22 protein-coding genes are annotated in these 25,685 nt (G+C 52.8%); 12 read left to right on the top strand and 10 right to left on the bottom strand.

Translation table 11 applies throughout. The features are described from left to right. Window positions 1–36 precede the first annotated feature (36 nt). From GXP52_06880 to GXP52_06870, 3 genes are all read left to right on the top strand, one after another. Window positions 37–1,323, top strand: coding sequence for a class II fructose-bisphosphate aldolase (locus GXP52_06880; GenBank protein ID NOY87009.1), 1,287 nt, complete (start codon window positions 37–39; stop codon window positions 1,321–1,323). A 59-nt stretch (window positions 1,324–1,382) separates the two neighbouring features. Then, entirely contained in the window at window positions 1,383–1,733 is a 351-nt protein-coding gene (locus GXP52_06875) for a cupin domain-containing protein (GenBank protein NOY87008.1), read from the top strand. A gap of 310 nt (window positions 1,734–2,043) precedes the next feature. After that, entirely contained in the window at window positions 2,044–2,451 is a 408-nt protein-coding gene (locus tag GXP52_06870) for a hotdog fold thioesterase (GenBank protein NOY87007.1), read from the top strand. 3 nt (window positions 2,452–2,454) lie between these two features. Here the strand turns inward: GXP52_06870 and GXP52_06865 are convergent, their stop codons facing one another. The 6 genes from GXP52_06865 to GXP52_06840 form a co-directional block, all read right to left on the bottom strand. Next, window positions 2,455–3,354: a LysM peptidoglycan-binding domain-containing protein gene (locus GXP52_06865; GenBank protein NOY87006.1), complete on the bottom strand. Its 900-nt coding sequence runs from the start codon at window positions 3,352–3,354 to the stop codon at window positions 2,455–2,457. Next, window positions 3,351–4,613, bottom strand: a complete 1,263-nt coding sequence (locus tag GXP52_06860) for a serine/threonine protein kinase (protein ID NOY87005.1) — start codon at window positions 4,611–4,613, stop codon at window positions 3,351–3,353. The genes GXP52_06865 and GXP52_06860 overlap by 4 nt, the downstream gene beginning before the upstream one ends. A gap of 123 nt (window positions 4,614–4,736) precedes the next feature. Next, window positions 4,737–5,153 carry an FHA domain-containing protein gene (locus GXP52_06855; GenBank protein ID NOY87004.1) on the bottom strand — a complete coding sequence of 139 codons (417 nt, stop codon included), beginning with the start codon at window positions 5,151–5,153 and terminating at the stop codon, window positions 4,737–4,739. A gap of 234 nt (window positions 5,154–5,387) precedes the next feature. Then, window positions 5,388–7,508 (bottom strand): VWA domain-containing protein, encoded by a 2,121-nt coding sequence (locus tag GXP52_06850; GenBank protein ID NOY87003.1) that lies wholly within the window; start codon window positions 7,506–7,508, stop codon window positions 5,388–5,390. Next, window positions 7,505–7,948: an FHA domain-containing protein gene (locus tag GXP52_06845; protein NOY87002.1), complete on the bottom strand. Its 444-nt coding sequence runs from the start codon at window positions 7,946–7,948 to the stop codon at window positions 7,505–7,507. Before GXP52_06845 ends, GXP52_06850 begins: the two co-directional genes overlap by 4 nt. A 384-nt stretch (window positions 7,949–8,332) precedes the next feature. Then, window positions 8,333–10,474: a phosphatase PAP2 family protein gene (locus tag GXP52_06840; protein ID NOY87001.1), complete on the bottom strand. Its 2,142-nt coding sequence runs from the start codon at window positions 10,472–10,474 to the stop codon at window positions 8,333–8,335. A 237-nt stretch (window positions 10,475–10,711) separates the two neighbouring features. On the opposite strand from GXP52_06840, the gene GXP52_06835 reads away from it, so the two are divergent. From GXP52_06835 to GXP52_06805, 7 genes are all read left to right on the top strand, one after another. Next, window positions 10,712–11,317, top strand: coding sequence for a TetR/AcrR family transcriptional regulator (locus GXP52_06835; GenBank protein NOY87000.1), 606 nt, complete (start codon window positions 10,712–10,714; stop codon window positions 11,315–11,317). A 12-nt stretch (window positions 11,318–11,329) separates the two neighbouring features. Further along, complete coding sequence (locus GXP52_06830; protein NOY86999.1) at window positions 11,330–12,667, top strand: TolC family protein; 1,338 nt, start codon at window positions 11,330–11,332, stop codon at window positions 12,665–12,667. Between the two features lie 143 nt (window positions 12,668–12,810). Continuing rightward, window positions 12,811–13,995, top strand: a complete 1,185-nt coding sequence (locus tag GXP52_06825) for an HlyD family secretion protein (protein NOY86998.1) — start codon at window positions 12,811–12,813, stop codon at window positions 13,993–13,995. 109 nt (window positions 13,996–14,104) lie between these two features. Beyond that, on the top strand, window positions 14,105–15,652 hold the full coding sequence (locus GXP52_06820; GenBank protein ID NOY86997.1) for a DHA2 family efflux MFS transporter permease subunit: 1,548 nt from the start codon (window positions 14,105–14,107) through the stop codon (window positions 15,650–15,652). Window positions 15,653–15,761: 109 nt separating this feature from the next. Then, complete coding sequence (locus GXP52_06815; protein NOY86996.1) at window positions 15,762–16,541, top strand: methyltransferase domain-containing protein; 780 nt, start codon at window positions 15,762–15,764, stop codon at window positions 16,539–16,541. 252 nt (window positions 16,542–16,793) lie between these two features. After that, entirely contained in the window at window positions 16,794–17,384 is a 591-nt protein-coding gene (locus GXP52_06810; GenBank protein ID NOY86995.1) for a class I SAM-dependent methyltransferase, read from the top strand. Between the two features lie 224 nt (window positions 17,385–17,608). After that, window positions 17,609–19,387, top strand: a complete 1,779-nt coding sequence (locus tag GXP52_06805; GenBank protein NOY86994.1) for a methyltransferase domain-containing protein — start codon at window positions 17,609–17,611, stop codon at window positions 19,385–19,387. Between the two features lie 167 nt (window positions 19,388–19,554). On the opposite strand, the gene GXP52_06800 is transcribed toward GXP52_06805, so the two are convergent. Further along, entirely contained in the window at window positions 19,555–19,878 is a 324-nt protein-coding gene (locus tag GXP52_06800; protein ID NOY86993.1) for a hypothetical protein, read from the bottom strand. Window positions 19,879–19,922: 44 nt separating this feature from the next. Here GXP52_06800 and GXP52_06795 point away from each other — a divergent pair, with 44 nt between their 5' ends. Continuing rightward, window positions 19,923–21,218 (top strand): MFS transporter, encoded by a 1,296-nt coding sequence (locus tag GXP52_06795; protein ID NOY86992.1) that lies wholly within the window; start codon window positions 19,923–19,925, stop codon window positions 21,216–21,218. A gap of 94 nt (window positions 21,219–21,312) precedes the next feature. Here the strand turns inward: GXP52_06795 and lexA are convergent, their stop codons facing one another. Both lexA and GXP52_06785 read right to left on the bottom strand, forming a co-directional pair. Next, window positions 21,313–21,915 (bottom strand): transcriptional repressor LexA, encoded by a 603-nt coding sequence (gene lexA, locus GXP52_06790; protein ID NOY86991.1) that lies wholly within the window; start codon window positions 21,913–21,915, stop codon window positions 21,313–21,315. Between the two features lie 19 nt (window positions 21,916–21,934). Then, complete coding sequence (locus GXP52_06785) at window positions 21,935–22,147, bottom strand: hypothetical protein (protein ID NOY86990.1); 213 nt, start codon at window positions 22,145–22,147, stop codon at window positions 21,935–21,937. 1,219 nt (window positions 22,148–23,366) lie between these two features. Here GXP52_06785 and GXP52_06780 point away from each other — a divergent pair. Further along, window positions 23,367–23,588, top strand: coding sequence for a DUF2007 domain-containing protein (locus GXP52_06780; protein ID NOY86989.1), 222 nt, complete (start codon window positions 23,367–23,369; stop codon window positions 23,586–23,588). On the opposite strand, the gene GXP52_06775 is transcribed toward GXP52_06780, so the two are convergent. Continuing rightward, on the bottom strand, window positions 23,585–25,414 hold the full coding sequence (locus tag GXP52_06775) for a hypothetical protein (GenBank protein ID NOY86988.1): 1,830 nt from the start codon (window positions 25,412–25,414) through the stop codon (window positions 23,585–23,587). The genes GXP52_06780 and GXP52_06775 overlap by 4 nt on opposite strands. Between the last annotated feature and the right edge of the window lie 271 nt (window positions 25,415–25,685).

The raw sequence follows: 25,685 nt of genomic DNA, 5'->3' as shown, positions 1-25,685 counted from the left end.
GTGGAAGGTGTTGTTTATTGTGGAAGGAGGTCAAGCATGTCAACCGTCTCTAAGAAGGATTTCGAAAAGGCCCTGGAGATCGGGCGTCCGCCTAATATAGTCAAACTGTTTCCCAATTCCAGGGCGCTCATCGTAAGCGGCAAGGCTATTGACCGGGCCATGATCGCCAAGGGCCAGGCTATGACCATCGCGGCCAACGGCAGGAACCAGTTCGTAATCCGGGGGGCCATGCGTGCCGCCCAGAGAGCCAACGCTGCCATCATCATGGAAATCGCCAAATCCGAGGGCGGCGCCGACGCCTACTGTGACGTAAACTTCTGGAACCTGGCCCGGTTGGTCGATTCTCTGGCCAACGAGATGGGCATCACCGTACCGATCGCCATCCACGCGGACCATTACGGAATCAAGGACGATGCCGATGTCGAGACGGCCAGGGTGGAGATCCCCACCATGTTCGACGCGGGGATCACTTCCATCGCCATCGACGCCTCGCACCTTCCCGACGACAGAAATCTCCTGGCCAGCATTGAACTTGCGGGTTATGTCCCCGGGTGGGCCGGCCTGGAAACGGAGGTGGGTGAGATCAAGGGCAAGGAGGGGCTCTCCACCGTGGCCGAGGCCCTTTTCCTGATCAAAGGCCTCAACGCCCACGGCATATTCCCGGACTGGATCGCCCTGAACAACGGAACAACCCACGGGATTGAACAGAGCGATGCCGGCATTCAAGTGGACCTAACCGCCCGGATCCACGCCGCCCTGAAGCCCTACAGGGTTTCCGGTGCCCAGCATGGTACATCGGGGAACAGCAGTGAGAGGCTTCGGAAAATCGCCAGGGAGACGGTCACTACCAAGGCCAACGTGGCCACAGCCCTGCAGATGATAAGCTGGGGCGTTCGGGTCAACGATTACGGGAATGCGTTTTTAAACGATGACGGTGAATTTGCAAAGGTCTCCGGGGATGGAGTTTCCGATGATCTGTGGGCGAAGATGGTGGCATACGCCGGGAAAAACGGGCTGAAAGGCGGCAACTACAAGAAGCTCAACCGTCCTTTCGAGAACCGTCTGTTGAGTCAACCGGCGGCAATCAGGGAGAGGAGTGTTCAGGCTGTGGAGGATTTTGTATACCGCCTTCTCACGGATGTCTTTAACGCCAGCGACACGGCCCCCTTGGCGGTCCAGTCCATCCTTCAGGCCGACTCCTTCGACCTGGGACCCAAATCGGGGAGGATCGAGGATCCGGGCCAGTGGACGGAAAAACTTATTGTCAAGAGGGCCGGGGAGATCAACACCGACAAGGGACCGGGTGGGGATTTCGACGACTGAACGGTCTTTTCTATAATTTAAACCGGTCCATCAAAAACAACCAATTCAGGAGAGAGACCATGACGCAGATTAAAAAGGGATCCGATACGGGGGGGCTTCCTCCAGGGAAGGCCGTCGATCTTGAAAAGATGGTGGAATATTCAGATGGTTCCATCGTGAGCAGGGCCCTTGTCCAGAGCAAGGTGGGGACTGTGACCCTTTTTGCCTTCGATAAAGGGCAGGGATTAAGCGAGCACTCGGCTCCGTTCGACGCCATCGTGCAGGTTCTCGACGGCACGGCGGAGGTGAATATCGGAGGGGAACCCGTGCTGACCACCGCCGGACAGACGGTCCTCATGCCCGCCGATATACCACACTCGATCAATGCGCCCAAACGCTTCAAGATGCTGCTGGTAATGATCCGAGGATAAAACAGCCGGAGGAGACCCCATACCCCCTTATTTTACCACAGTGCAGCCCCTCGCAGGCTGCTCCACAGGATTTTAAATGAGGGTTTTACAGAGTATAATCTGAACAAAAAACTACTGACCCTTAGTTTTACTCTGTGTAACAACCCTGTGGTGTGACCTGGAAGTGGTCACGCTGTGGTGAGTTGGCTTTGGAACGTGAAAAACATCTAGCCCCCGGATCCCAGACCCCGAATTGTAAAATTTTGGCAGGCACAATGCTGAATAAAAGGAGATTTTGATGGCGAAGGACTGCGGCGAACTGGTGCATTTCATGGAGGAAGATGTACCATTCAACAAGCTGCTGGGCATTGAGGTCGAAGAATGCGGGGAAGGGTTTGCCAGGGTCAGGGTTCCCTTCAGGGATGAGCTGGTCGGTGACACCAGGAGGCCCGCTTTGCACGGCGGGGTTCTCTCCGCCGTGATCGATGCCTGCGGCGGCCTTGCGGTGTGGTCCCTGTTCGAGCTCCGGGACCTCATCTCCACTGTTGACATGAGGACCGATTTTCTGAGGCCTGGTCCGGATTGCGATATCTGCGTGGAATCAAAAGTGGTTCGCATGGGTAACCGTGTCAGTGTTGTCCACTCTGTGGTGTATTCCGCCGATGACAGGGACACAATCGTTGCCGAAGGCAGGGCCGTATACAACACGAGACGAATCGAAAACAGGTGCAATGAATAATTATTATCGGTTGGGCAACCCTTTAGCCTTCACGTAGAGGGTTATCATGTCCGGGTTTACCATGGCCGGGTCGGGTACGAATCCCGGATCAAGGGCATACGATTCTTTCAACGTCCTGATAACCTTCTCCCTTTCCCCAAATGCATAATAGCATGAGGCCAGCAGTCGAAGGGCTTTTGCCCGATCTTTTCCCCTGAGTACGGAAAGCCTCCTCTCGATCAGGTCTCTGGCCTTCTCAAACTCTCCCCTTCTATAGGCACCTTGAGCTTCTTTTAGCCCCGAAAACGTCCTTTTCCCTGGCCGCACGCCGACTGCCTTAGCGCCGCCGCCGGCTGAGGATCTTATCAGGATCAGCGGTATCCTCAGGGCTGTGCCGACTGGAACCCGGTCAGGGTGGGAAATGCCGCTTGCCAACGCGATGCTGGTATAGGCCTTCGGGTTTCCGTAAAAGTCCCTTGCGACCGTGGAAAGGCTCTCCCCTCCACCCAATGTGTACGGGACCATAACCGGGATTCTAAGCCTTGTCCCGACTGGAACGGATTGGGGATTGCGAATGCCGTTGGCGGCCGCGAGGATGGGGAAGAGCTTGGGGTTTCCCCACTCTTTTTTTGCCAGCATGCTGATGCTCTCCCCTTCCCGCATGGTGACCAGCTCAGAGAAAGGCAGCCGGATCTTCATGGTCGGCCGGACCAGAGCGGGATTTTCGATCCGGTTAAACAGCGCGATCTCCCGGAAATTTGACCTGTTTCCGTAAAATTCCAGGGCTATCCCAGCCAGCGATTCCCCTTTTGCAATTGTATGTTGGATGGATGCGGCGTACAGGCTCGACGGAAAGGCGGAGATAATGAGCATGACTCCCAGAGTGAATGGCAGCGATCTGATGAACTGCCTGGATGCCGTCATCTTTCGTCCTCCAGAAAATCAACCCTGATGCTGACGGGTTTTCCCCGGGTAACGTCGAGTTCGAAGGTTCGCGAACCAAACCTGGTGTTTGTCAGGACCAGAGTGTGATGTCCCGGGGAAACCTGATACGGTATGGCCGATGGAGTGTAGCCGAGAGTATTGCCGTCCACTGTTACCTCGGCCCATGGGTAGGCCACAACCGTGAGGGGAATCATCCCCAGGCCTCCGCTGCCGTCGGGATGTGTCGGTTCCTTGATGGAACCGGACAGTACCGTCAGAAGAAACACCGCGGCCAGCACGATTGTGACCACCGCGGGTACGAAGATACGTCTTCCGGACAAAGTGGCGGCTTTTGCGAGCGACATGGGAATAGTGGCGTCGGCCTCTCCCTCCCGCTGGATCCCGGCAACAAGCCTGGCCAGAACCCTGGCGGTATCGGGGGCCCTCCTCGGAAGGGTGCGCTGAAGGGCGGACGCCAGATCATCCATGGTGCTAAAACGCCGGTGGGGTTTTTTCCTGAGGCATTTCATGATGATGCCTGACAGCCGTCTTGAAATACGGGGGTTCAGGCGCCGGGGCCTGACAGGCCGCTTCCGAATGATGGCGTGGGTCAGAGCCACATCGTTGAGGCCGGTGAAGGGTTTGGAGCCGGTAACGCACTCGTAAAGGACAATGCCGAGGCTGAAGATATCCGACACCGGACCCGGGTCCTCCCCTCTGATCTGTTCGGGGGACATATAGGAAGGGGTGCCGATGACCTGTCCGGTCGTTGTCAGGTCGGCGGTCCCCGCAATGAAGACGATACCGAAGTCGCCCAGCTTTACATCCCCACGAACCGACAGCATGATATTGCCCGGTTTGACATCCCTATGAATCATTCCACGTTCGTGTGCGTAACTGAGCGCGGCGCAAACCTGGATGCCGATCTGGGCAGCGAGGACAGTGTCCAGGGCGCCATGATGGTCGAGGGCTTCCTTCAGTTCCAGGCCCTCGACGTACTCCATGGCGATATATGCCCTGCTACCCCTTTCCCAGAAGTCGTGAATGGTAATGATGTTGGGGTGGTCGAGTGAGGCCGCCGCTCGGGCCTCCATCTGGAATCTCTCTTTGGCCTTGATGTCGGAAGTTGTGCTGGAAAGGTTCAACTCCTTGATGGCCACGATCCTGTCAAGGGATTCCTGCCTGGCGCGATAGACTATCGCCATGCCCCCTCGGCCGACCTCATCAAGGACCATGTATTTTCCCAGTTTACGGCTCATATGGGATATCGGATGCTGGCAGCGTGCAGGAAAACCTCGACACATTGCGGAAGAGTTGGCATGAATTGTATCATGCTCCGGCAGGCTTCACCCATGAGGCTGCATGAAATATCCGACAGACTCCTAGTCCTTCAGGGAATCATCCAGATAAGGTCCCCCATCCGATCCGACGAGAATGAACTGGAGAACCTGTTTGCCAAGGGTGATCTTGTCGCTGTGCCTGAGAATACGTTTTTCAACGGGCTTTCCGTTGACCAACGTCCCGTTTGTGCTGCCCATGTCCATTATGTAGTAGTCATTTCCAAAGGGTTGAATAGCGGCGTGCCGGCGGGATGCATCCGGGTCGTCGATATGGATTTCACAATCACTGGAACGGCCGATGACCGTCTGCCTATCGTTGAATAATGAGTACTGACTGCCTGCTTTGGTACCTGTAAGAACAGCCATGTACGCCATAGCCGGCCGATCGGGTTTGGCTGCTTCTCCCCTTTGGGGGATAGTCTGGGTAGGGAAAAAATCATTTTTGTCGTCAACGGGCATCGGCACCAACCTCAACTGTAAGAACCCTTTTTTAGCTATCACAGTTGGGGAGAGAGGTCAAACCGGCAGGTGCGTTGATGACTTTTTGCGAAGTCATCAAGGTTGATAGGGTCGTAAAAAGTCCATTGCTGACTTTTTACTCCACGGAAAGCGAAAAGTGTCATTTTCACTTTCCTCGCAAATCTTCGATTTGGGCGCCCCAAATGGGTGCGTTGATGACTTTTTGCGAAGTCATCAACCTTTTCTGAACAGGACGGTTGTGTCGCCCCAGGTCAGGGCCTCGCCGCTCCTTAGAGTACGGGTTCCCTTTACCGGTTGGTTGTTGACGAGGATAGTCTTGCCCCCGATGGACATCGGAACCGTCATCCCCTCGTTGGAAAGGACCCTGGTAATCAGACGGGTCGCCTTGGAGGAACCCTCCACAAGGAGGAACGGGTCTTTCGCCATGTTATAGGAGGTAAGGCGCCCCGCGGCGAAAAGCCCTGCCGGCCCCAGCAGACCAAGTAGAAAGAGGATTGGGGACGTAGCCCCGGAGATCCCCATGAAAGAGGCCCTGGGCGACAGGTATCGGCCGTTGAGGATTGATTCAGTGTTCCCGGACGTAAGGCGCAATGTCACAGGGACAACAGGATTGTCAGGCATACTTGAACGGTATCGAATAAGTACCTCCCTGGAAAGCTCCGTTGCGTAGGTCTCAAACAGGGTTGAAAGCTCGGATGGGTCCGAGGTAAATACGGCCCTTCCACCTGTCATGGCCGCCATGCCGCCCAATCTCTCTCGTCGGACATCCGGGCCAAGTCCCACGAAAAGAAGGCTCACCCCGGCTTTTTCTGCGGCGGCTACCGCATCTTTCATGGAGCTTTCACCCCTGTTGGCCATACCGTCGGTCAGCGTCACGACCACCTTTCTTCCGGCTTCGTTCCGGATCAGGTTGGATCCCGTGACGATCCCGTCGAACAGGGCCGTGTGTCCTGAAGCGGAGAGATCAGCGATGTTTTTATAGATGAGACTCGCGGGAAGTCCTGTGGAGATGATATGGACGGCATCGTCAAATGATATGAGGTTGATCCTGGCCTCCGCGGGGATGCTCCTGGAAAAGCCGTATACGGCGTCTTTGGCCTCGGTCAGTTTCCGGCCTTTCATGCTCGTGCTCGTATCGAGTACGATGGAGATGGAGAGAGGGGCATCCCTGGCGCCCTTTTTCAGATCTCTCACCTCGAGGAGAGATGTTTCCGTTTTGCCCTCCAATACGGTCAGGCCATGGACATTTCCCGGCCTCAGATCGCCGGGAAGTATTGCGTAAAGGTCCACGACAGGGTACCTGGATGTGTCCACCTGGGTAATGCGGGCGACCACCTGGCCGGGTTGAGAGGCATCCTGTGCGGAGGCGGCCGAGGGAACCGGGAAAAGGCCCATGATGCACAGGGCCGCAAGGGCTGCCATGGAGATGGTGGATGTCAGGCCTGTTTTCCGGCCGGGTGCATTGACCCGAAGAAGGGTTTTTCCGATGCTGATCAGGTCGCCGTGGGATACACCGGCTGCGGTTCCCGCCACCTTGCGATCGTTCAAAACGCTCCCTGCCGAAGAACCGAGGTCCTCGAAGAAAAGGCTGCTCCCCTTACGGAAAATACGGGCATGCCTGGGTGCCACTCCGGCTTCGATCAGGCGGACGGTGCATTTCCCCTCACTGCCGATGAGGGTGTTTTTCCCCAGAGTAAATTCCGATCCACGTCCGGGACCTTCAAGCACCTGAAGCCGTAGGGAGGAAAGAGCCATTTCCGCCCACGAAATGCCGAATCCAACAGCCGCGCCAAACGCCAGCAGGCCGAAAATCAGGCTCGCAGGGCCCATCAGCGGCTGTAGAAACTGCATCAACAGACCTCCCACCGCTCCCCCTACGGTCCCTCCACTGGCGGCGATGAGCCAGCGGGGCCTGGTGGATTGGAAGGGGAGCGTGATAGCCAGACCGATTCCAAGGCCGGTCACCCCCCAACCGACTGCTGTTCCGAAGGACAGAGGGAGAATAATCCCCGCGGAAAGGCCGGCCACGAGGTGATTTCCCCACAGGCGAAACAGGATCTGACCCACCCATGCTCCCAATGCGCCGCCAAGGGATCCTGCAGCCGCTGCACGCAGAACGCGATTGACCAGTTCGCCCTTCCGCTGTGTCCACAGAAGATCGAATGCGGTGAGAAAACCGGCGAGGACACCTCCCACGATGAAACCGAAGAGAATGGTCAGCCATGATGCGCCGGGCGAGAGGGACAGGATCAACCCCAGCGGCAAAGCGGCGCAGATGGCTGCGCTGCAACCGACGAACGACATTCTCGCAACCCTGTTTCCTATGGCCTTCATTGTGAACCTCCGCTGTTGTGGGGTGTCTGGAAGACGGCCTTGAACCGTCCCAGGTAAATAACGTCCCCCTCGTTGAGCGTCACCCTGTCGCCGGCCTGGACCCTCTCGCGATTGATGATAGTCCCGTTGGTGCTGCCAAGGTCCTCAAGCGAGAACTTTTCGTCCTCCCGGAAAATCGTAGCGTGACGCCGTGAAACTCCCATTTCCAGGCCACCGCGGACACCAAGATCCAGATCGGGATGAATACCCTCCAGGGGGTCCGTCCGACCGATAACAACCTCGTCACCGGAAAGTTCCAGGCGTCCTCCGTCGTTGAGTACGAGACAGGCCCAGCTTTCAGGCCCGCCGACTTCTTCCGGTTCGGTCCCCGGTTCCATTATTTCGGGATTCATCTCCCGGCTCTCGTCCGGTTCCGCTCCATTGCTCTGATACTCGTTCATGTCCCACCTCCTGAGAAAATGTACGCCAATGGTTCCGGCATCACCGGAGCAAGAGGCGGGCCACGGGATCGGGATGAAAATAAAAATGGAAAAATCTGCAATATCGGTAAGTTGGCGGAGGTATGAAAGATGCGGGGGTCAGTTTCACCCCCTCGTGAGGTGTTCGATTATCAAACAGGCGTTTGGGAATCGGCCGAAAACCTTCCTCTCGCCCGCTCACGGCAGGCAGGGTTCAGAAAAGATAATCCAACACAGAGGACACGGGGTTTAGCAGGGTACACAGGGGCAAACAACGGTTCAGGTGAGGGGATGCGGTCTACTTTGCGTAACTTAGCGTACCTTGCGGTAAATCAGCTTTTGATCTGGGTTAACCCCGCGAAAGGGTCAGAGGTTCGGGACAGGCCTCACCAGAAGGATCTCACCATCCCAGAAGTATTGCTGGTGGAGGATGTTTCTTCCCACCCCGGCATCCGTAATTTTCAAGGACTCAATGTCGAGCTTTTTTCCCTCAAGGCGGATTCGAAACCTCTTCCTGACGTTCGGCAGGGAGACCTCACAGACAGGCATGGGAAGTTCTAGCCACGGAAAGGGGCGAAAGAGGCCCTTCTCAACATCCACCGTCGCCACCGTGACAGGACGCCCGTTTACCATGGTCCGGGTATCCCACATACGGACGACCATTGCAGGGTACGGACCATCCCCTCCGGACCTCATCCATGTACCGTCCTGGGAACGGTTATGATAGTAGTAAAGGACGGCGGCCAATGGATCCTGGATCCGTTGTTCCAGGGTCATGATGACATAGCCGAAAAGATCCCTGACACGCATCTCATTTTTCCGGACGAATCCGGAATCCCTGAGGAGCCCCTCGATCCTTTTCCGGTCCCCTGAGAAAACCACCTGGATCGGCGCCGCCCGGTTCCCAAGAAGGGTCTCGGTAAAAGGAGAGATCTCCTTCCTGATAACCTGCCCCATGTCACCGGAAAACTCCCTGATCGCCGGTGAGACCACCTGGACGTTTCTGACAATCGGACCGGTCTTACGGATGGAGTAGGATACATTTCCCACAACGCCCAATACAGCCAGGAGCGCTGCTGCCGCGGGGACCCACTTCGACCCCATGCCAGCCCTGTCCCTGGGACCGTTGCGCTTGATAACATACTCATAGGAGGTTACCATTATGCTGATCCATATGAATCCTGCGAAGCCGGCGCCCAGTACGTCGCTGAACCAATGTACCCCCAGGTAAATACGGCTGAGCCCCACGAGGAAGATGAAAAGGAAATAGGCAAAGATTGCGGAGGTCCTTGCGCCGCCGGTCCTCACGTAACGGACCAGGTAATAGAGCGCAAGACCGAGGACCGTTATGGACATGAAGGTATGCCCGCTTGGGAAGGATGGGGTTGTTTCGGTGAAAAAGTGGTAAATAGCCGCGGGACGCGGCCTCTGTAAAAGGTACTTCATGGCCACAAGAAAGACCATCCCTCCGACAAAGTTGAGAACGAAGAAGAATGCCTCCAACCTTTTACGGTTGACAGCCAGGATGCCAAGAATCAGCAGAAAGGAGATTATGACCGGCACCGAACTCGCCATGGTCGTTATGAAGACGAAGAACTCGTCGGCGAACCGTGAATGGACGCCCTGCAGGGCGTAAAAGATGGTCGCGTCAAGACTGGTCAGTGGGTCGTGGAAAACGACGTCCTCAACCACCGCGAGAAAGAGGTAGGAGAAAAAGGACGTAACCAGGAAGCCGGTGGTAAGGAGAAGGCCCGAAGCGCTGTTTTTGTCGAATCGCTGTTTGAAAAACCCGACCAGTGAAGGGTGACGGGCCAAGAGACCGGAAATATACGGATTTTCCGAAAGCGAGACAACAACGCTATCGAAAATAGATCCCAGAAAACCGCCGGCACCAGCCAACTTTCTCCCCATCACCTTGGCAATATGCCTTGCGAAATAAAGAGTGAATATGATCAGAAGGAACAGAATGCTTAGTTTGCCCGTCCAAGCCTCCACCACCTTCCAACTTTCCCCGAACAGGTATCCGGCGCCTATGTAGGTGTAGGCCCACAGGATGCCGCTCACTGTGGCGTAGATCGCGAACTTCAGCGGATTCATGCTCAGCAGGCCGGCCAGGAAGGGAACCACCGGGCGAATAAAACCTACAAACCGCCCCAGAAAGACACTCTTGCCGCCGTGCTTCTCTATGAACCTGTTTCCCCTTTCCAGGTATGGTTGATATCTTATGTAGAGTTTCCCCCCGGTGATTCTTGATCCATAGATGCGTGCGAGGTAATAACTGGCGAGGTCCGCCAGAATGGCGCCCGCCGCCCCGGCCAGGGCAAGGGCCTGGAAGTCGAACAATCCCCTCGCGGCGAGGAATCCGGCGGTAACCGCGAAGACTGCGCCGGGGACAAAGAGGCCGACGAAGGCAAAGGATTCCGAAAAAGCTACGATAAAGATGAATACGTAGACGAGAAGGGCATGCTGGCCCAATCCTGTCAGGAGATCATTTGCGGCCTTTTCCAAATGCTGCCTTTCATGTCCGTCCTGCCTTGGACACAGCCTGTTGGAGGCTGCGCGAAAGCCACCTCGGGTGAGGTAATACCACGGAAACTATACCATTAACGGTCTGTTATCCAATAAACATAATGGGCGAAAATCCTCAATGGGCGTTATCGTTACCGACCGTCTTGACTTTTCCTCCCATGTTTATTATGTAAGTGCTTACTTACATTGAAGCCGGATCAGGCTGAAAGATAAAATATGGCTGAAAAATCCGATACGAGGGAAAAGCTCCTCGAAGCAACGTTGGAGCTGATATCCGAGAAAGGCTATCTCGGGGCGTCCACGCGGGAGATCGCCCAAATGGCGGGGGTCTCCGAGTTGACCCTTTTCAGACATTTCGGGAAGAAGGAGAGGCTCTTCGAGGAGGTCTTGAAGTCACGCACCTTCCTTCCACGGTTGATCCACCTCCTGGAAAATGTCCAGGGAATGTCGTGCCAGGATGCATTGGAAAGCATCGGGATCCGGTATATCGAGACCCTGAAGGAGAGGAAAAGGATGGTCAGGATCATCCTCTCCGAGTTCAATACCTACCCTGAAAAGGTGCGGCAGGTCCACATGCGGTTCGTCAGGGATATGGAAAAGGCCGTAGAGGGGTATCTTGACGGCTTGAGGGCTGAAGGGAAGATGCGGGAATTTGATTCAGGCACCGCCGCGAGAATGTTTCTGCGCACCCTCTTTTCCCACTTTATTGTCGAGGGTGTAATAAAGGACCGGGAACTTTCGCAGGCGGAGGTTACAAGGACCGTAAAGGAATTCGTGGACATCTTCGTAAACGGGCTCATCGCACGGGACCAAAAGGACTAGAAAGAGGCTGATATGAGACGCTTATCGGTTGTTTGTTTGTTGTTTTTCCTGTTTTTTGGGGTGGGTTTAAGGGCTGGTCATGCCCTGACGCTCCGGGAAGGACTGGAGATCGTTACTTCGCGGGGCAGGCGGATTCAAATTGCCGAAGCCAGGCAGACGGCCGCTGAAGAAGACGTATCGCTTTCCCGTTCGAAGCGGCTTCCCAGGGTGGACCTGTTCGCCAGACAATCTTTTCTCGCCTATCAACCGGAGGCCCGTTTCGGCCCCTCCGGCCCGGTGCCTGTGGCCGACAAGAACTCATTGTCCTACGGTTTGAGGGCCAGTCAGCTCCTCTACGACTTCGGGCAGAGCTCATCCTCGATCAGGGCCGCCGCCCTGAGATCCCGTGCCCAGGGAATCAATACCGAATCGACGCGGAACGTTGCCGCCCGCGATTTCATAATGGCCTATATTGGCCTTCTGGAAGCCGAAAAACGGCTGGATGTGGCCCGGGATGAAGTCAGCCAGTACGAGAACCACATGGGGGAGGCGAAGGCGATGTACGAGGAGGGGCTGGTGACCGTAAACGATCTTCTGCAGGCCAAGGTCATCCTTTCCGACGCCATGCAAAGAAAGATGTCCGCCCAAAACACCCGTTCCATCCGGGAATCGGTAATCAACAACCTCCTTCTCCGTCCCCTGTCGGCGGAGGTCGAGCCGAATGAGATCTCCACAGCCGCCCTCTTTCCGAAGCCTGATCTTGATTCGGCCACCAACACAGCAGGGAAGTTGCGGCCGGAGCTGAGGGAACTCGCGACAAGGATCGAGGCAAAGGAGGCGGCGGTCAGATCTCTCAGGGCTTCGTCCTATCCGACGATTTCCCTTAACGGTGGGTTTGCTTATGAGGAGAACGAGTACATGGTTCATGAGTCCAACTGGAACCTTTCAGCCGGAGTTTCACTGAACCTTTATTCCGGTGGGAGCACGAGCGCCAGGCTGAGGCGGGCGGAGACTGAACTCGATGCACTCAGGATCGAAAGGGCTGCCGCTGTCGAGAGAGTGAGCCTGGAGGTCAAGGATGCAGTCCTCGGGCTGAGGAGTGCTGGGAAACGGGTCGAGGCCGCCCGGGACGGAGTCAAACAGGCCGATGAGAACCTGAGGCTCCTGAACCTGCGCTACGAGGAGGGTGAAGCCACCGCCACCGACGTCCAGGATGCCGTGACATTGCTGGCGCGGGCCAAAACCAACTACTGGAGCGCCCTTTACGGGGTACAGCGAGAAACGGCGCTGCTTATTTTCGCCCAAGGCATGGACCTTGTTAAAGCCTATAACAATGATGACTTCGCAAATAGTCATCAACGTGCCCCCTGATGGGTGCGCAAATCAAAGACTTGCAGGGCAAGTCTTTGATTTGTGAGGAAAGTGAAAATGACATTTTTCGCTTTCCGTTGAGTAAAAAGCCATGGGTGGGTTTTTCACGGCACTATCAATAATGGAGATGACGGAGGTTTGAGATGACTGAAACGATACCGGCACCGGGGAAAAACAACAATAAAAAGCGCAAAGCTTTCGCCATTTTTTCCGGTGTGGTGATCATAGGGCTGGCCGTGGGATTATGGTATCGCGGGTATTCCCGGGCCCACCTTAAAACCGACGACGCCTTCGTGAAAGGAGCGATTCACCTGGTCGCGTCGCGTGTGCCGGGAACGGTAAGCTTGGTCCGTGTGGACAACAACCGGTTTGTCCGGGCGGGGGAAGAGCTCGTTGACCTCGATGATAATATCTACGTCCAGAGATTGGCCGCGGCCCAAGGCGCGCTTCAGTCGGAAATGGATAGGCCGGCGGAGCTCAAGGCCCAGGCGAAGGCACAGGAAAAACGGGTTTTATCGGCAAGGGCGTTTTTGAAAAGAACGATCATCGCGGGGGATGAGCTTAAGGCCGTCGTGGCGGTCCGGGAGGCCGAGATCCGTGCCAAACGGGCGGTTCGGGACCAGGCTGACACAGATCTGAAAAGGGCGCAGAACCTCCTGGGCAAGGGGGTCATACCCAGGGACCGTTATGACCGGGCCAGGACCGGTTTCGAGGTAGCAGCCGCGGTCCTTCATGCGGCCGAAAAACGGAAAGAGCAGGCGACGGCCACGGTCCGGGCCCATTCCAGCGCGGTTCTCCAGGCAAAAGCGGTCCTGAAGGCTGAGAGAGCCATGGCTGTCCGGTTCCTTCAGTCAATAAAGAGTCAGGAAGGCCAAATCCAGAGAAGGGAAGCGCAGGCGGAACTGGCCAAGCTCAACCTGTCCTATACGAAGATTACAGCCCCGGCTGACGGTTTCGTGACCAAAAAATCGGTGGAAATTGGAAATCAGGTACAGGCCGGCCAGCCGCTCCTGGCAGTGGTTTCCTTTGACAAGGCATACATCCTGGCGAACTACAAGGAAACCCAGCTTCACCTGATTAAGCCGGGCCAACGGGTAAGGATCAGACTCGATGCCTTTCCCTCAAAAAGGTTTGACGGGCATGTGGACAGCATTATGGCCGGCACCGGATCGGCGTTTTCCCTCTTTCCTCCTGAAAATGCCAGCGGCAACTACGTCAAGGTGGTCCAGCGAATCCCCGTGAAGATGGTTTTCGACAACATCCAGAAGGTAATTCCATACCTGAGAGTGGGGATGTCGGTGGTACCGACCATCCTGACCGGCGAATGATTTTAGTTTAGGGGACGTAGTTAAGTTGTTAAGTTGTTGGCCCTGCCGGAACTGAATTTCAGGTTGCTCATGGACAACTTAACAACTTAACTACGTCCCCTGACTAGAAATGCGAAGGAATCGCGTGACTGATCGAACCAGCCAAACCAACAAGTGGCTCGTGGCCATTGTAGTCATGCTGCCGAGTGTTATCGAGATCATCGATACGTCCATCGTCAACGTATCACTGGATCACATTCGGGGGGCACTGTCTGCGAGCATCGGCGAAGCAACCTGGGCCATCAGCGCCTACCTCGTCTCCAACGCCATCGTCATCCCCTTGTCCGGGTGGCTGAGCAGGCTGTTCGGGAGGAAAAGGTACCAGATCGGGTCTATCCTCATATTTACCGCGAGTTCCTTTATGTGCGGGGCCGCCTGGAGTCTGCAGAGTCTCATCGCATTCAGGGTTCTCCAGGGGTTGGGAGGTGGGGGGCTCGTTCCTGTGAGCCAGGCTATTCTCCTTGAGGCCTTTCCAAAGAAAGAGCATGGGATGGCCATGGCGCTGTTCGGGATGGGGGTCCTGGTCGGCCCCATTGTCGGGCCCCTCCTCGGGGGGTATATCACATACAACTTTTCCTGGCGCTGGATCTTCTACATCAATATACCAATAGGTCTTCTTTCAATCCTGTTGAGCGTCCTCTTCATCCACGACCCGTCCTACATGAAGCGACAGAGGATGAAAATCGACTACATGGGCTTTTTCTTTCTGGCGGTGGGACTGGGCGCCCTGCAGTATGTCCTCGACACCGGACAGCGGAAGGACTGGTTCGCCTCTCCTTATGTTTCAGGATTTGCCATCATCTCGGCTGTCTGCCTGATCTTCCTGGTCCTTAACGAAATGTTCACCGACGAGCCCGTTATCAATCTGGGGCTGTTTAAAAAGAGGAGCTTTACCAGCGGCAGCGTGGTCATGTTCTTCGTCATGTTCAATCTATACGGCAGCCTCATCCTCCTTCCCATCTTCCTTCAGACCCTCATGGGATATACATCGCTGCAGGCCGGGCTTGTCCTTGGCCCCGGCGGGTTCATCGCAATTATGGTAATGCCTATAGCGGGTATCCTGGTCACCAGGGTAGACCCTAAAAAGGTGTTGACGGTAGGGATTCTCATATGTGCCGGTACGACGTATGCCATGTCGTTGTTTAATCTGGACACCGATTTCTGGACCTTCGTCTGGCCGAGGGTGACCCTGGGCATCGGAATGCCCTTGATTTTTATTCCCCTCACAATCCTGACCCTGTCGCCCATCCCCAAGGAAAATATGGGGGGAGCTACCTCCATGTACAACATGCTGCGCAACCTGGGGGGAAGTGTGGGTATTGCCTTCGCGGGAACCATGGCGGCAAGAAGAGGGCAGTTCCACCAGTCCAGGCTCGTGGATCACCTTTCCGTCCTGGACCCGTCCTACGCCATGGCCAAGGCGAAAACAGCGGCCGTTTTGTCCTGGAAGGGTCTCCATTCCCTCCCTCCCGACGCCGGGATTTACCGCGAGCTCATATTCCAGGCGCGAATGCTGGGTTTCAACGATGCTTTCTTCCTCGTGGCCATGATGCTCCTTTCCTCGCTGGTACTCGTCCTTTTTATAAAAAGACCCACCCGGGATACCGGGAAAGGTTAGGGCGCATATATGCCGGCCTGCCGTGAGGTGATCCATACCGGGCAAACGGAGATTTTGTGTCAAATACCTGGTTGGGCTTCTAATGAGGCACAATAATACAAGGTGAAAAATGGTTTTTGATTGGGATGGTTCAAAATACGCTGCGATTTCAGATTTACAGGCAGAAGTGGGAAAAACGCTTATCAATACTGTCCGGCTTCAACCACACTATAAAATTCTGGACATAGGTTGTGGGGTAGGCAATCTCACCGCCGAATTGGCATCTCGATGTAATCAGGGATTTGTCCTGGGAATTGATGCATCATCATCGATGATCAATCAAGCAAAGGCTCATGCTGCCGGCACCTCGAATATCGAATTTCTCGTATTGGATGCTGAGAATATCCAGTTTCAGCATGAATTTGATGTGGTTTTTTCTAATTCGGTCTTGCACTGGGTTCCAGAGAATAAAAAAGTTCTCCTGGATATCCATACAGCGCTAAAGTCGAAAGGGCACATTGGTTTGCAGTTTCCTTTGCTGAATGAGAACCATCCCCTTATTTATTATACTCGACTGGCAGTTACGGCGCTTGGACTTGAAGAATATTATCATGCTTGGAAGTTTCCATGGTTTGTTACAGATGAAAAGGACTATAAAAGTATGTTGCGGGCCGTTGGATACCAGGATATTTCTGTAAAGAAGGTGCAAAATGATTTCAGATTTAGAATGGCTTCACAGGTTTACGACTTTTTTGATTCAGTTGGGTTGCCAATGTATTTGAGTCCGTTAGGGGCAGGCCAGAAGCGTCTATTCAAACAAAAGCTGCTTCAAGAAATAGAAAAGGACGATACGGGCAGAGGGATAATTCTTCATTTTCAACGATTATTCGCTTTTGGGTCAGTTCCTTAACAGGATTAAAAGGAAATATGATATGACTAAACCAAGGGTAACTGAAACCGATCAAGGAATTCAAGGTGATTTTAATGTAAACATCTATGATCAAATGCAACGAAGATTACGAGATAAAGGTTGATGACTTCGCAAAAAGTCATCAATGTGCCCACTGATGGGCGCCCAAATCAATGACTTGCATCCAAGTTGTTGATTTGTAAGGAAAGTGAAAATGACACTTTTCGCTTTCCGTAGAGCAAAAAGCCATAAATGGACTTTTTGCGACCCTATCAAGGTTGGATTGAGACAAATGACATCATTAAAAGTGGAATAACACAAGGATCAGCACTTGAAGTTGGTCCAGGTCCTGGATACCTTGGACTTGAATGGCTAACAAAAACTCAAAATACAACTCTTAACGCATTAGATATTAGTAATGATATGCTAAAAATCGCGGAACGTAATGCAAATGAATACAATTTGACAGACCGAGTTGAATATATAGAAGGCATGGGTGATAAAATGCCCTTTGAAGATAATTTGTTTGATGCAGTCTTTACAAATGGTTCTCTTCACGAGTGGCATGATCCTGAAAATACATTTAACGAGATATGCCGAGTCTTAAAATCGAATGGAAAATTTTTTATCTCAGACTTGAGAAGAGATATGAATATATTTGTGAAATGGTTTCTGTTGATTAATACAAAACCCAAAGAAATACGACCAGGGCTTATTACTTCAATTGATGCAGCCTATACTCCTGATGAATTAAGAGAATTAATAAAAGAAACGAAATCATTGAATTGTAAAGTTACTGAGAATATAATTGGAGTTAAAATTACAGGTTTTAAACAGATGTAAAAAAATGTTCTAATAAAAGTTCGCACCTGACTACAGGGCTCTATTCCAATCCAAATTTATTGGATCATCGCAAAAATAAGTACCTGGCTGCGAAACCTGTTTTCTTACGCCGCATTAAATTATTTTAATCCGAAAGTACTGTGCCCAGTTACCTTGCAGCAGGTAAAACTCATCGTTAGGCGGAATTCGAATCAAAGGAACTAAAAATGGTAGAGTCATAAACTATGTTTTCTTATGTCTTCATGAAAATACTTGAGAACCGGCCCGAACGTTATGATAAGGGCATTAATATTCTTTCGTTGGGCCACGCAAAAAAGATCAGAAGGGAAATTGTACAACTTCACGTAAAACCTCGCATGGAAATACTTGATATCGGTTGTGGAACGGGCTCACTGATTATAGATGCTGCAAAGGCAGGAGCTATCACAACAGGCGTGGATATATCAACTGGAATGTTAGCGGTCGCTCGAAAACAGATTGCCAACAGTGGGATGCAGGATAGGATTACCCTTCATAATGCCGGGGCTGCTGAAATAGGTTCGATTTTTGATGAAAATAGTTTCGATCTGATTGTATCGACTCTTGTTTTCAGTGAACTCTATGCTGAAGAAAGAGCATTAACGTTAAATCAGATCAAGAGATTATTGAAACCGAACGGCATGCTTGTAATTGCCGCAGAAGTTCAGCCTGAAAAACCACTAAAAAGGATAATCCACTTCTTAGTTCGTTTCCCTTTAATCATTTTGACCTATGTCATTGCCCAAACCGGTACAAAAGCAATACCTGGAATTTCGGAAGAAATAAGTGAATCAGGCTTAACCATCATCGGGGAGAGTCGTTCATTCCTGGATAGCTTCATTGTGCTTTCGGCCCAAAAACCAGCGGATGACAACCCCGATGAAACTGTATTGCCCGGAGCAGGCAAACCGAAAGATGATTTTTCACTTATTAAATCCGTATGGGATTTTATCGGTCGCTGGTTTCCAAATCCCGTTGAACCGGGCCTTCGAATCATAGGCAAGCCGGACAGAAACTCACCTGTGATTCTTACCAGTAATTTTCATCTTACTGTACGACGGGTTGAGAGATCATTAAAAGGTGAAAATGTTTTCCTGCTGGTGGCACCTGCAAACGGTATTAATGTATGGTGTGCATCTTGTGGGGGAGAATTAAACGCGCATTCAGTAATAACGATTATTAAAACGAGCCGAATTAATGAAAGAGTTGATCACCATAAAATTATTCTGCCGCAATTTTCAGCGCCGGGTATTGACTGCAACCTTCTTAAGAAAGAGACAGGACGAACTGGACTTTTCGGTCCGGCATATTCTAAAAACATTCCTTTGTTCTTAAAAAACCGTAAAATAGTATTTGAGCATAACAAAGCCGAGTTCCCTTTATTATTCAGGTTGGAAATGCTGCTTTCAATGAACTTCATTGTCTGGATTGTAATGGGAATAAGTACGTTGTTAATAAAACCAGATATGTTTTTCTCCCTCAGCGCCTTTTTCTGGATAACGGGCTTTATGCTTTATGCCGGATTTCCTTTAATCCCGGGGAAAAGTGGCTGGCTCAAAGCAGCTGTCTTATCCGGAATAGAAGTCATCTTGATCTCTATGTTTTCCATTTTTATATTGAACATGCCTGTATTCAGCCATTGGAAAACAATGATAATAGTCAGTGTAATAAACATCTGGTTTGGCTTCGATTTGAGAGGCATTGTGGCAGGCAACCCGTCAGAGGCCGAATGGTTAATGCATAAACTTGGAATGGCCTCTTTCGGGCATATTTTTTCAGCCGAAGCCTTTAGCTCTGGAAGAATTCGCCAGGATGTAAATAGATGTAATAATTGCCGGGTCTGTTTTATGGTTTGTCCGAAAGGCGTATTTGGGATTATAGATAAAAGCAGGATCAGAATTCAAAAACAGTTGGAATGTTTTGCGTGTAATGCCTGTGTCACCCAATGTGCGGAAGAGGCCTTATCTTTAGGTTCAGCACAATAATGTGCGCCTTACTTGCAGTGTCCAACGGGATAAAGAACGTCCAAGGTCCAAAGCCAACTCACCACAGCCTGTCCTGAGCTTGTCGAAGGGCGTGACCGTTCGAAGGTCACACCACAGGGTTTTAAAGGGAGGTTTCGCAGAGAAGATCTAACCATAAGGTCCTGGTTTTAAACTTCGCGAAACTTCGTTAACTTGTTCCTGACCTGTGCATAAGCAGACACAAAGCTACCAAAAGAGTCGATTTGAATGAACCCTGTGAAACCCTGTGTACCCTGTGTTGAGTTAGTTTTTTCAAAATCCTGGTCTTCATCCAGGTACTCATTTCCAGGATGAACCAAGATTAGTATTTGTTTTTTAAAACCCTCCTTTAAAACCCCGTGGTGCAGCCTGCAAGCGGCTGCACTGTGGTGAAATAACAGGTTCCAGATTTCAGGTTTCGGTTGTTTCATCATGTTTAAAATTGAACATTGAACATTGAACTGAACGTTCATTATCCCGTTGGTCCTTGGACATTGTATGGGTGTGGGAGATGGCGATGATCGAGAAACAGGATATTAGAGACGCCGTTCGTGGGAACGTTTTTTGGCTGGGGGTCGTCAGCTTTTTGAATGATCTCTCCAGCGAGATGATCTACCCTCTTCTCCCTGTATTCTTCACTGGACTGGTACCCGTATCCATGGCCGCCGTTTATATCGGACTCATGGACGGCCTTGCCGACAGTGTCTCCAGTATTTTGAAGCTTTATGCCGGAAGGTTAAGCGATTCCCTCGGGGTCAGGAAACCGCTGGCGCTGGCGGGATACGGGATCTCCTCCATCACAAGACCGCTCATGGCCATGGCGGGGGCCGGATGGCAGGTGATTATCTTCCGCTTTATGGACCGTGTGGGCAAGGGCATCCGAACTTCCCCGAGGGATGCCCTGATCAGTGAATCGACTGATGAAGGGAGCATGGGTGTTGCCTTCAGCTTTCACCGGATGATGGACCATGCGGGAGCGGTGGCGGGCCCTCTGGCAGCGGCCGCCTTCCTTTATGCCCTTTTGGGCAGTGCCCTGCTATGGGCGCGGGGTAATGGAGCAGCGGACGTAGAAGAGATGCGCGCGCTGCGGTGGCTCTTCGCTCTCGCAATTTTGCCGGCTCTGGGGGGAGTGGCGGTCCTCTGGAAGTCTGTAAGGGAACCCGAAGTCTCCGGCATCCCGGAGGGTCGTGTGGAGGTAGTGGAAGTCGCCGGACGTTCCCGATCGTCACTTTCCCCCAGGTTCTATCTCTTTCTTGCCGCCGTTACCCTGTTTGCGCTGGGCAACAGTTCCGACCTTTTTCTGGTGCTCTTTGCGAAAGAAAGGTTCGGGCTTGGCATGGGGTATGTCATTGCCCTGTGGGTGACCCTGCATATCTCCAAGACCGCCTTCAGCCTGCCTGGCGGGAGCCTTTCCGACCGGCTGGGGAGGCGGCCGGCCATCACCTCCGGATGGGTTGTCTACATCGTCGTGTATCTTGCCATGCCATGGGCCGGAAGGTTGGAGACGATGTGGGCGTTGTTCATCCTCTATGGTCTATATTACGGTCTCACGGAGGGGGCCGAACGCGCCTTTATCCCGGATTTCGTCCCGCCCTCAAGCCGTGGCAGAGCCTACGGCCTTTATCATGCCGCTGTCGGTCTGGCCGCTCTTCCGGCGAGCCTCGTTTTCGGGGTTCTTTGGGCTACCCTCGGCGCGCGGACGGCCTTCCTCATCGGCGCAGGTCTCGCCGCGGCGGCTGCGATGCTTCTCGCAATGCTTCGACCTGAAAAACCACTTAGACGTTGTCCAGAAAGCCTACCCACCCTACATTGAGGCTTGTCACACCGTACTCTTCCTCAAGGAGTTCATTCCGCATTTTTCCCGCACCCGGTCGAGAGCGACCCTGGGTTCTGGATTTTCGATTGGATCACCCGCAATATCGGATAATCCCGATCACCACTCCCTCTATTCGAAAGTCCTCGTTTTTCTCGACCACAATGGGTTCCATCTTTGGATTGGCGGGGCGCAGCTCGATTTTATCCGCTTTGCGGAAAAAGCGCTTGACGGTGGCTTCACCCTCCATGAGCGCTACGACTGTCTGACCATTGTCGGCGGTCCCCTGCTTCCTTACAATAACGAAGTCCCCGTCCAGGATGCCATCCTCGATCATGGAATCACCCTTAACGCGGAGAACGAAATTCTCCCCGGTACCGGCCATGGAGTGGGGCACCTCAAGGGTGTCGGGTGTCTCGATCGCCTCGATGGGTTTCCCCGCCGCCACGGTTCCGGCCAAAGGGAGTTCATATCCCCGCCCCACCGTGTTGGGGACTCTCAGGCCCCTCCGGGCATTCCATTTCCGGGTAAGAAACCCCTCCTTTTCCAGGCGTACCAGGTAGCTCTGGACGGTTCCCAGGGATCGAAAACCGAACGTTTCGGCAATTTCCTTCTGGGAAGGGGCGTAGCCTTCATCCTTGATGTGGGAGCGGATGAAATCCAGAACCAGTTTCTGCTTGGGGGTTAAAGGGCCCACGTCAGTACCTCCGGGGTGGTCAATTTAAAATCCAGGATCCAACATCGACCGGGAACACAACAATGATTGCATTTTTTCGGTTGCTCTTCAATACGTCCTTATACCCATACTCCCATGCCGCCCTCCCCCGTGCTCCCGCGCCCCGCTTGTCCGAAGTCCCGCCGTCGGCGGGATCGAAGGACGTCCGTTTTCCCCCGTTGGACCTTGATAGGGTCGTAAAAAGTCCATTCATGGCTTTTTACTCCACGGAAAGCGAAAAATGTCATTTTCACTTTCCTTACAAATCAATGACTTGCAACGCAAGTTATTGATTTGGGCGCCCTTCAGTGGGCGCAATGATGACTTTTTACAAAGTCATCATCTTTGATAGGGTCATAAAAAGTCCTTTCGTGGCTTTTTACTTAACGGAAAGCGAAAAGTGTCATTTTCACTTTCCTTACAAATCAACAACTTGCGCTGCAAGCCGTTGATTTGAGCGCCCTTCAGTGGGCGCGTTGATGAACATTGAACGTTGGTCATTTGATACTGGGATAGGTTCTATGTCCCCCCACCCCAGGGACTACGGCGGAAATCTTCTGGTCAATACGATAACTTGCTGGTATCCTGTTTATGGCGTAGGTCCTCTCTCCCATTATGGGTTGTTTTGCCTCAAATCATTCTGCAGAAGGCGGCCTGCCCCCGGCTCTCTTTTTACACCACTATACAGGCATTACCCAAAAGGATGGCAGAATGGCGCGAAATAACTATGGGTTTGAAAAACGACAGAAAGAGATAGCCAAGAAAAAGAAGAAAGAGGAAAAACGACAGCGTAAACTGGACAGGAAAAACGCAAAGTCCGAGGAGAATTCGGAACTTTCTCAAGAGCAGCCTGCTGAGGATGTACCGGAAGACGCTCCCGAAACCTGAGAGATAAATATTTATTCCTGCGATCAGGGTCTCTTTGCCTTATCCGGATTCACGAGGATCATCCCTTCAAAGTGGGCAATGTCCTTTGGCTTTTCAGCCGGATTCTCCAGTGGACCTCATTGGATGGGTCTCTTTCGATACGCACCTCTCGAATGGTCCTGTTCTGTAGCTTTACTATGACCTTTGCCATACTGTTGACCTTCACTTTTGAAATCTCTCAACTTGAAAATGGGTATCTGGATGTGAAACCATCACTTTCAAAGCCCATTTACACAGCGTGACCGTTCGAAGGTCACACCACCCTTCGACGCACTCCGCTTGCTCAGGACAGGCAGGGTTGTTACACAGGGTAAAACCAAGGGTCGGTAGTTTTTTATTAAGGCTATACTCTCTCTGTAAAATCCTCCTTTAAAACCCTTCTGTGGTGCAACCTGCAAGCGGCGGCACTGTGGTGAAACAATGTGCCCTGTCGCGGTACCGTAAATCCATTATGGGGTTTTCGGCAGCAAGACCCGGAGGGGTTTTTATGCCGGGGATGATTTGCCATGAATGAGTGGGAAATGATGAAGGAAAATCTTGTAACCATATCGACCCATGGGACGATCATGGAAGCCGAAATTGAAAAATCCCTCCTGGAATCGGAGGGGATAGAGGGGTTTATCCGGAACCTTTATGCAAACGCATTGTACCCCGGCCTGCTGGGGGAGGTGGAGCTCCAGGTCAGGGAGGAAGATGTGGAAAAGGCGCTGGATGTTCTGGGGAGCTAGCCGGCGGCATTGAGGTCCGGTTCCCGGGCCATTACGGCAAACAGGTTTTCCAGGACTTCCTTCTGTTCTCTGAGGTCGTCGAGAAAACGTGTCCGTTTCTCCTCCACGAACTGTTCGGCAAGCTTCATGTAGTATTCAATGCCGGTAGCCAGATTATCCTTGAATTCCCGGAAATACTTTGGAGCTGTGTTCATGAGGCCCAGGGAGAACTTTTCCATCTCGCCCTTCAGATAGTCCAGGTTGATGGACAGCTCCCGGATGAACATGTGAGGCCGGTCCGAACTGGTCAGCAGGGAAAGCCGCCCGTAAATATGGTCCACCATCTCCTCTAAAGTGGCGATTTTCGAGAAGTTTACGATGGCGGGCCCGCAGCATATGGCGGGTGTCGCTTTGGGATCGATCCCATTTTCAAGCGTTGCGCCTCCTGAGAGGTCGTGGCAGAGACACGATTTGGCCAGAACGTCCTCTTTAATCCAGTTGAACTGTTCCTCCGTAAGCTCCTCATCCTCCATGTGAGGCAGCTTCTTACTGATGTAGCTTCTTGAAGCAATGCAGTCCGGGTGCGTGGTAAATTCCGTGTTGAAGATCCTGGCATGACCCTTGGGACAGGGGCTGCCCGGCCGGCCCTCCCGGATTCGTTGCCGGCGCGCTTCCTCGCTGGCGGATGTCCGGAGGTTCCAGAATGGTACATTCAGGGGTGAAGATGCGCTCAGGTAAACATCGTCGTCGTCGGCGTTGATGAGCTTTTCGATATGTTCATTGTCAACGTTTGTTACCTCAGGGACCAGGAGGAACGGGGTGCCCCATCCAACTTTGCTTATCCCGTAGAATTTTCGTAAAAACTCGTGCTCCTCGGCGGTCCCAACCCCTCCCGATACCCTGAAGCGGACCTCATAAGGATCAGGCGTGGGGGACAATCCACGCGACGAAAGGGCTGTAGAATAGAGCTTGTGAAGCTGGCCGATCAGTTCCTCTTTCTTCTGCTTGAACTCCTCGAGAATCGACCCCATAAGGTTTCCCTTGGACGGGAAAGCGTGACCTCCGCAGTTGAGGCCGGATTCAATACGGTATTCGGAGACCCAAAGGCCCCGTTTTGCAAGGAACTTGCCCTGAACCACGGCTGATCGGTAATCGCTCACCTTAAGAACGATCTGCTTCTTCAGGGGTTTTGTCTCATCGGGGAGGAAATCGTTGAAGTTGGCGGCATAGCTGTAGAGACGGGGGTTCAGACCCGCGGAAAACACGATGGAGGATCTTAAGGTACTATTGGCATAACCTCGTAAAGCGGCAAGCGCATCGGAGAATTCATGGGGAAGCGCCTTCCCCTTTCGAAAATAGTCCCGGTCAAGTTTGGTCATGATATTGACATCTATGCTTCCCGGGACAATCCGGCGGCGCAGCGCCTCCTGTCTCCGCCTCCTCTCGGCGACATCGCCGGTGCCGAGCATTTCGAGGTAGGATGATTTCAAGGAACAGTCCGGAAGCAGCTCAAAACATCGGGTAATCTCGCTGCCCGGCTCGAAGGGGGAACTCCTAAGCTCCTCGACCCCTGTTTTAACAAGCCTGTCAATGAGGTTGAGGTAGGCGGTGATCCGCTTGGCCCGGTGGTCGTGCTCGCTCTTGGGAATCTCCTCATAGGGTTCCCCCACCCGTTCACAATGAAACCTGCGCATCTGCTCGATGAAGGTATCGTCGACGAGGGAAATCGTCGAGGAGATACCGTACTTCGCGACCCTGATGGGAGAGTCGACAGTGAACCCAATTCCCATAACCGGTATGAAGAAGGTGTGTGCGCCGTTTGATGATGGATGATGTATTTTGTTCATATCCCCGTCTTTTCGATTTTGTGATCCGGCATGAAAGGCCGGTGGCCGGTTAAGCCGTCCGGTGGGAGTGTTTGAAGCAGGTCCCGGCGACGACTTTCCGATTGGCGATATTAATGGGCGATATTATAGGAATGCGAGGGTTTTTTGCAAAGGAAAATTATCAACCTTGACAACTTTGTAAAAAATTTCTTCAGTTCTTTGCCCTTGACGGTTATACCATTGGCGTGACTCACTCGCTTTCGGAAGAATGAAAGAGGGTTATTAAAGCCCC

The sequence above is a fragment of the Deltaproteobacteria bacterium genome (assembly GCA_013151915.1).
GTDB lineage: Bacteria > BMS3Abin14 > BMS3Abin14 > BMS3Abin14 > BMS3Abin14 > BMS3ABIN14.
This window is presented reverse-complemented; position numbering and strand designations above follow the sequence as displayed.

What these genes read in the sequence shown, in the direction of transcription:
- GXP52_06810 (NOY86995.1), top strand. Translation starts at nt 16,794, where the DNA reads ATGGACTTTTTGCGACCCTATCAAGGTTGGATTGAGACAAATGACATC.
- GXP52_06825 (NOY86998.1), top strand. Translation starts at nt 12,811, where the DNA reads ATGACTGAAACGATACCGGCACCGGGGAAAAACAACAATAAAAAGCGC.
- GXP52_06820 (NOY86997.1), top strand. Translation starts at nt 14,105, where the DNA reads ATGCGAAGGAATCGCGTGACTGATCGAACCAGCCAAACCAACAAGTGG.
- GXP52_06870 (NOY87007.1), top strand. Translation starts at nt 2,044, where the DNA reads ATGGAGGAAGATGTACCATTCAACAAGCTGCTGGGCATTGAGGTCGAA.
- GXP52_06795 (NOY86992.1), top strand. Translation starts at nt 19,923, where the DNA reads ATGATCGAGAAACAGGATATTAGAGACGCCGTTCGTGGGAACGTTTTT.
- GXP52_06800 (NOY86993.1), bottom strand. Translation starts at nt 19,878, where the DNA reads ATGAACGTTCAGTTCAATGTTCAATGTTCAATTTTAAACATGATGAAA.
- GXP52_06775 (NOY86988.1), bottom strand. Translation starts at nt 25,414, where the DNA reads ATGAACAAAATACATCATCCATCATCAAACGGCGCACACACCTTCTTC.
- GXP52_06850 (NOY87003.1), bottom strand. Translation starts at nt 7,508, where the DNA reads ATGAAGGCCATAGGAAACAGGGTTGCGAGAATGTCGTTCGTCGGTTGC.
- GXP52_06855 (NOY87004.1), bottom strand. Translation starts at nt 5,153, where the DNA reads ATGCCCGTTGACGACAAAAATGATTTTTTCCCTACCCAGACTATCCCC.
- GXP52_06805 (NOY86994.1), top strand. Translation starts at nt 17,609, where the DNA reads ATGTTTTCTTATGTCTTCATGAAAATACTTGAGAACCGGCCCGAACGT.
- GXP52_06875 (NOY87008.1), top strand. Translation starts at nt 1,383, where the DNA reads ATGACGCAGATTAAAAAGGGATCCGATACGGGGGGGCTTCCTCCAGGG.
- GXP52_06860 (NOY87005.1), bottom strand. Translation starts at nt 4,613, where the DNA reads ATGAGCCGTAAACTGGGAAAATACATGGTCCTTGATGAGGTCGGCCGA.
- GXP52_06830 (NOY86999.1), top strand. Translation starts at nt 11,330, where the DNA reads ATGAGACGCTTATCGGTTGTTTGTTTGTTGTTTTTCCTGTTTTTTGGG.
- GXP52_06880 (NOY87009.1), top strand. Translation starts at nt 37, where the DNA reads ATGTCAACCGTCTCTAAGAAGGATTTCGAAAAGGCCCTGGAGATCGGG.
- GXP52_06780 (NOY86989.1), top strand. Translation starts at nt 23,367, where the DNA reads ATGAATGAGTGGGAAATGATGAAGGAAAATCTTGTAACCATATCGACC.
- GXP52_06865 (NOY87006.1), bottom strand. Translation starts at nt 3,354, where the DNA reads ATGACGGCATCCAGGCAGTTCATCAGATCGCTGCCATTCACTCTGGGA.
- GXP52_06835 (NOY87000.1), top strand. Translation starts at nt 10,712, where the DNA reads ATGGCTGAAAAATCCGATACGAGGGAAAAGCTCCTCGAAGCAACGTTG.
- GXP52_06845 (NOY87002.1), bottom strand. Translation starts at nt 7,948, where the DNA reads ATGAACGAGTATCAGAGCAATGGAGCGGAACCGGACGAGAGCCGGGAG.
- GXP52_06815 (NOY86996.1), top strand. Translation starts at nt 15,762, where the DNA reads ATGGTTTTTGATTGGGATGGTTCAAAATACGCTGCGATTTCAGATTTA.
- GXP52_06785 (NOY86990.1), bottom strand. Translation starts at nt 22,147, where the DNA reads ATGAATGGACTTTTTACGACCCTATCAAGGTCCAACGGGGGAAAACGG.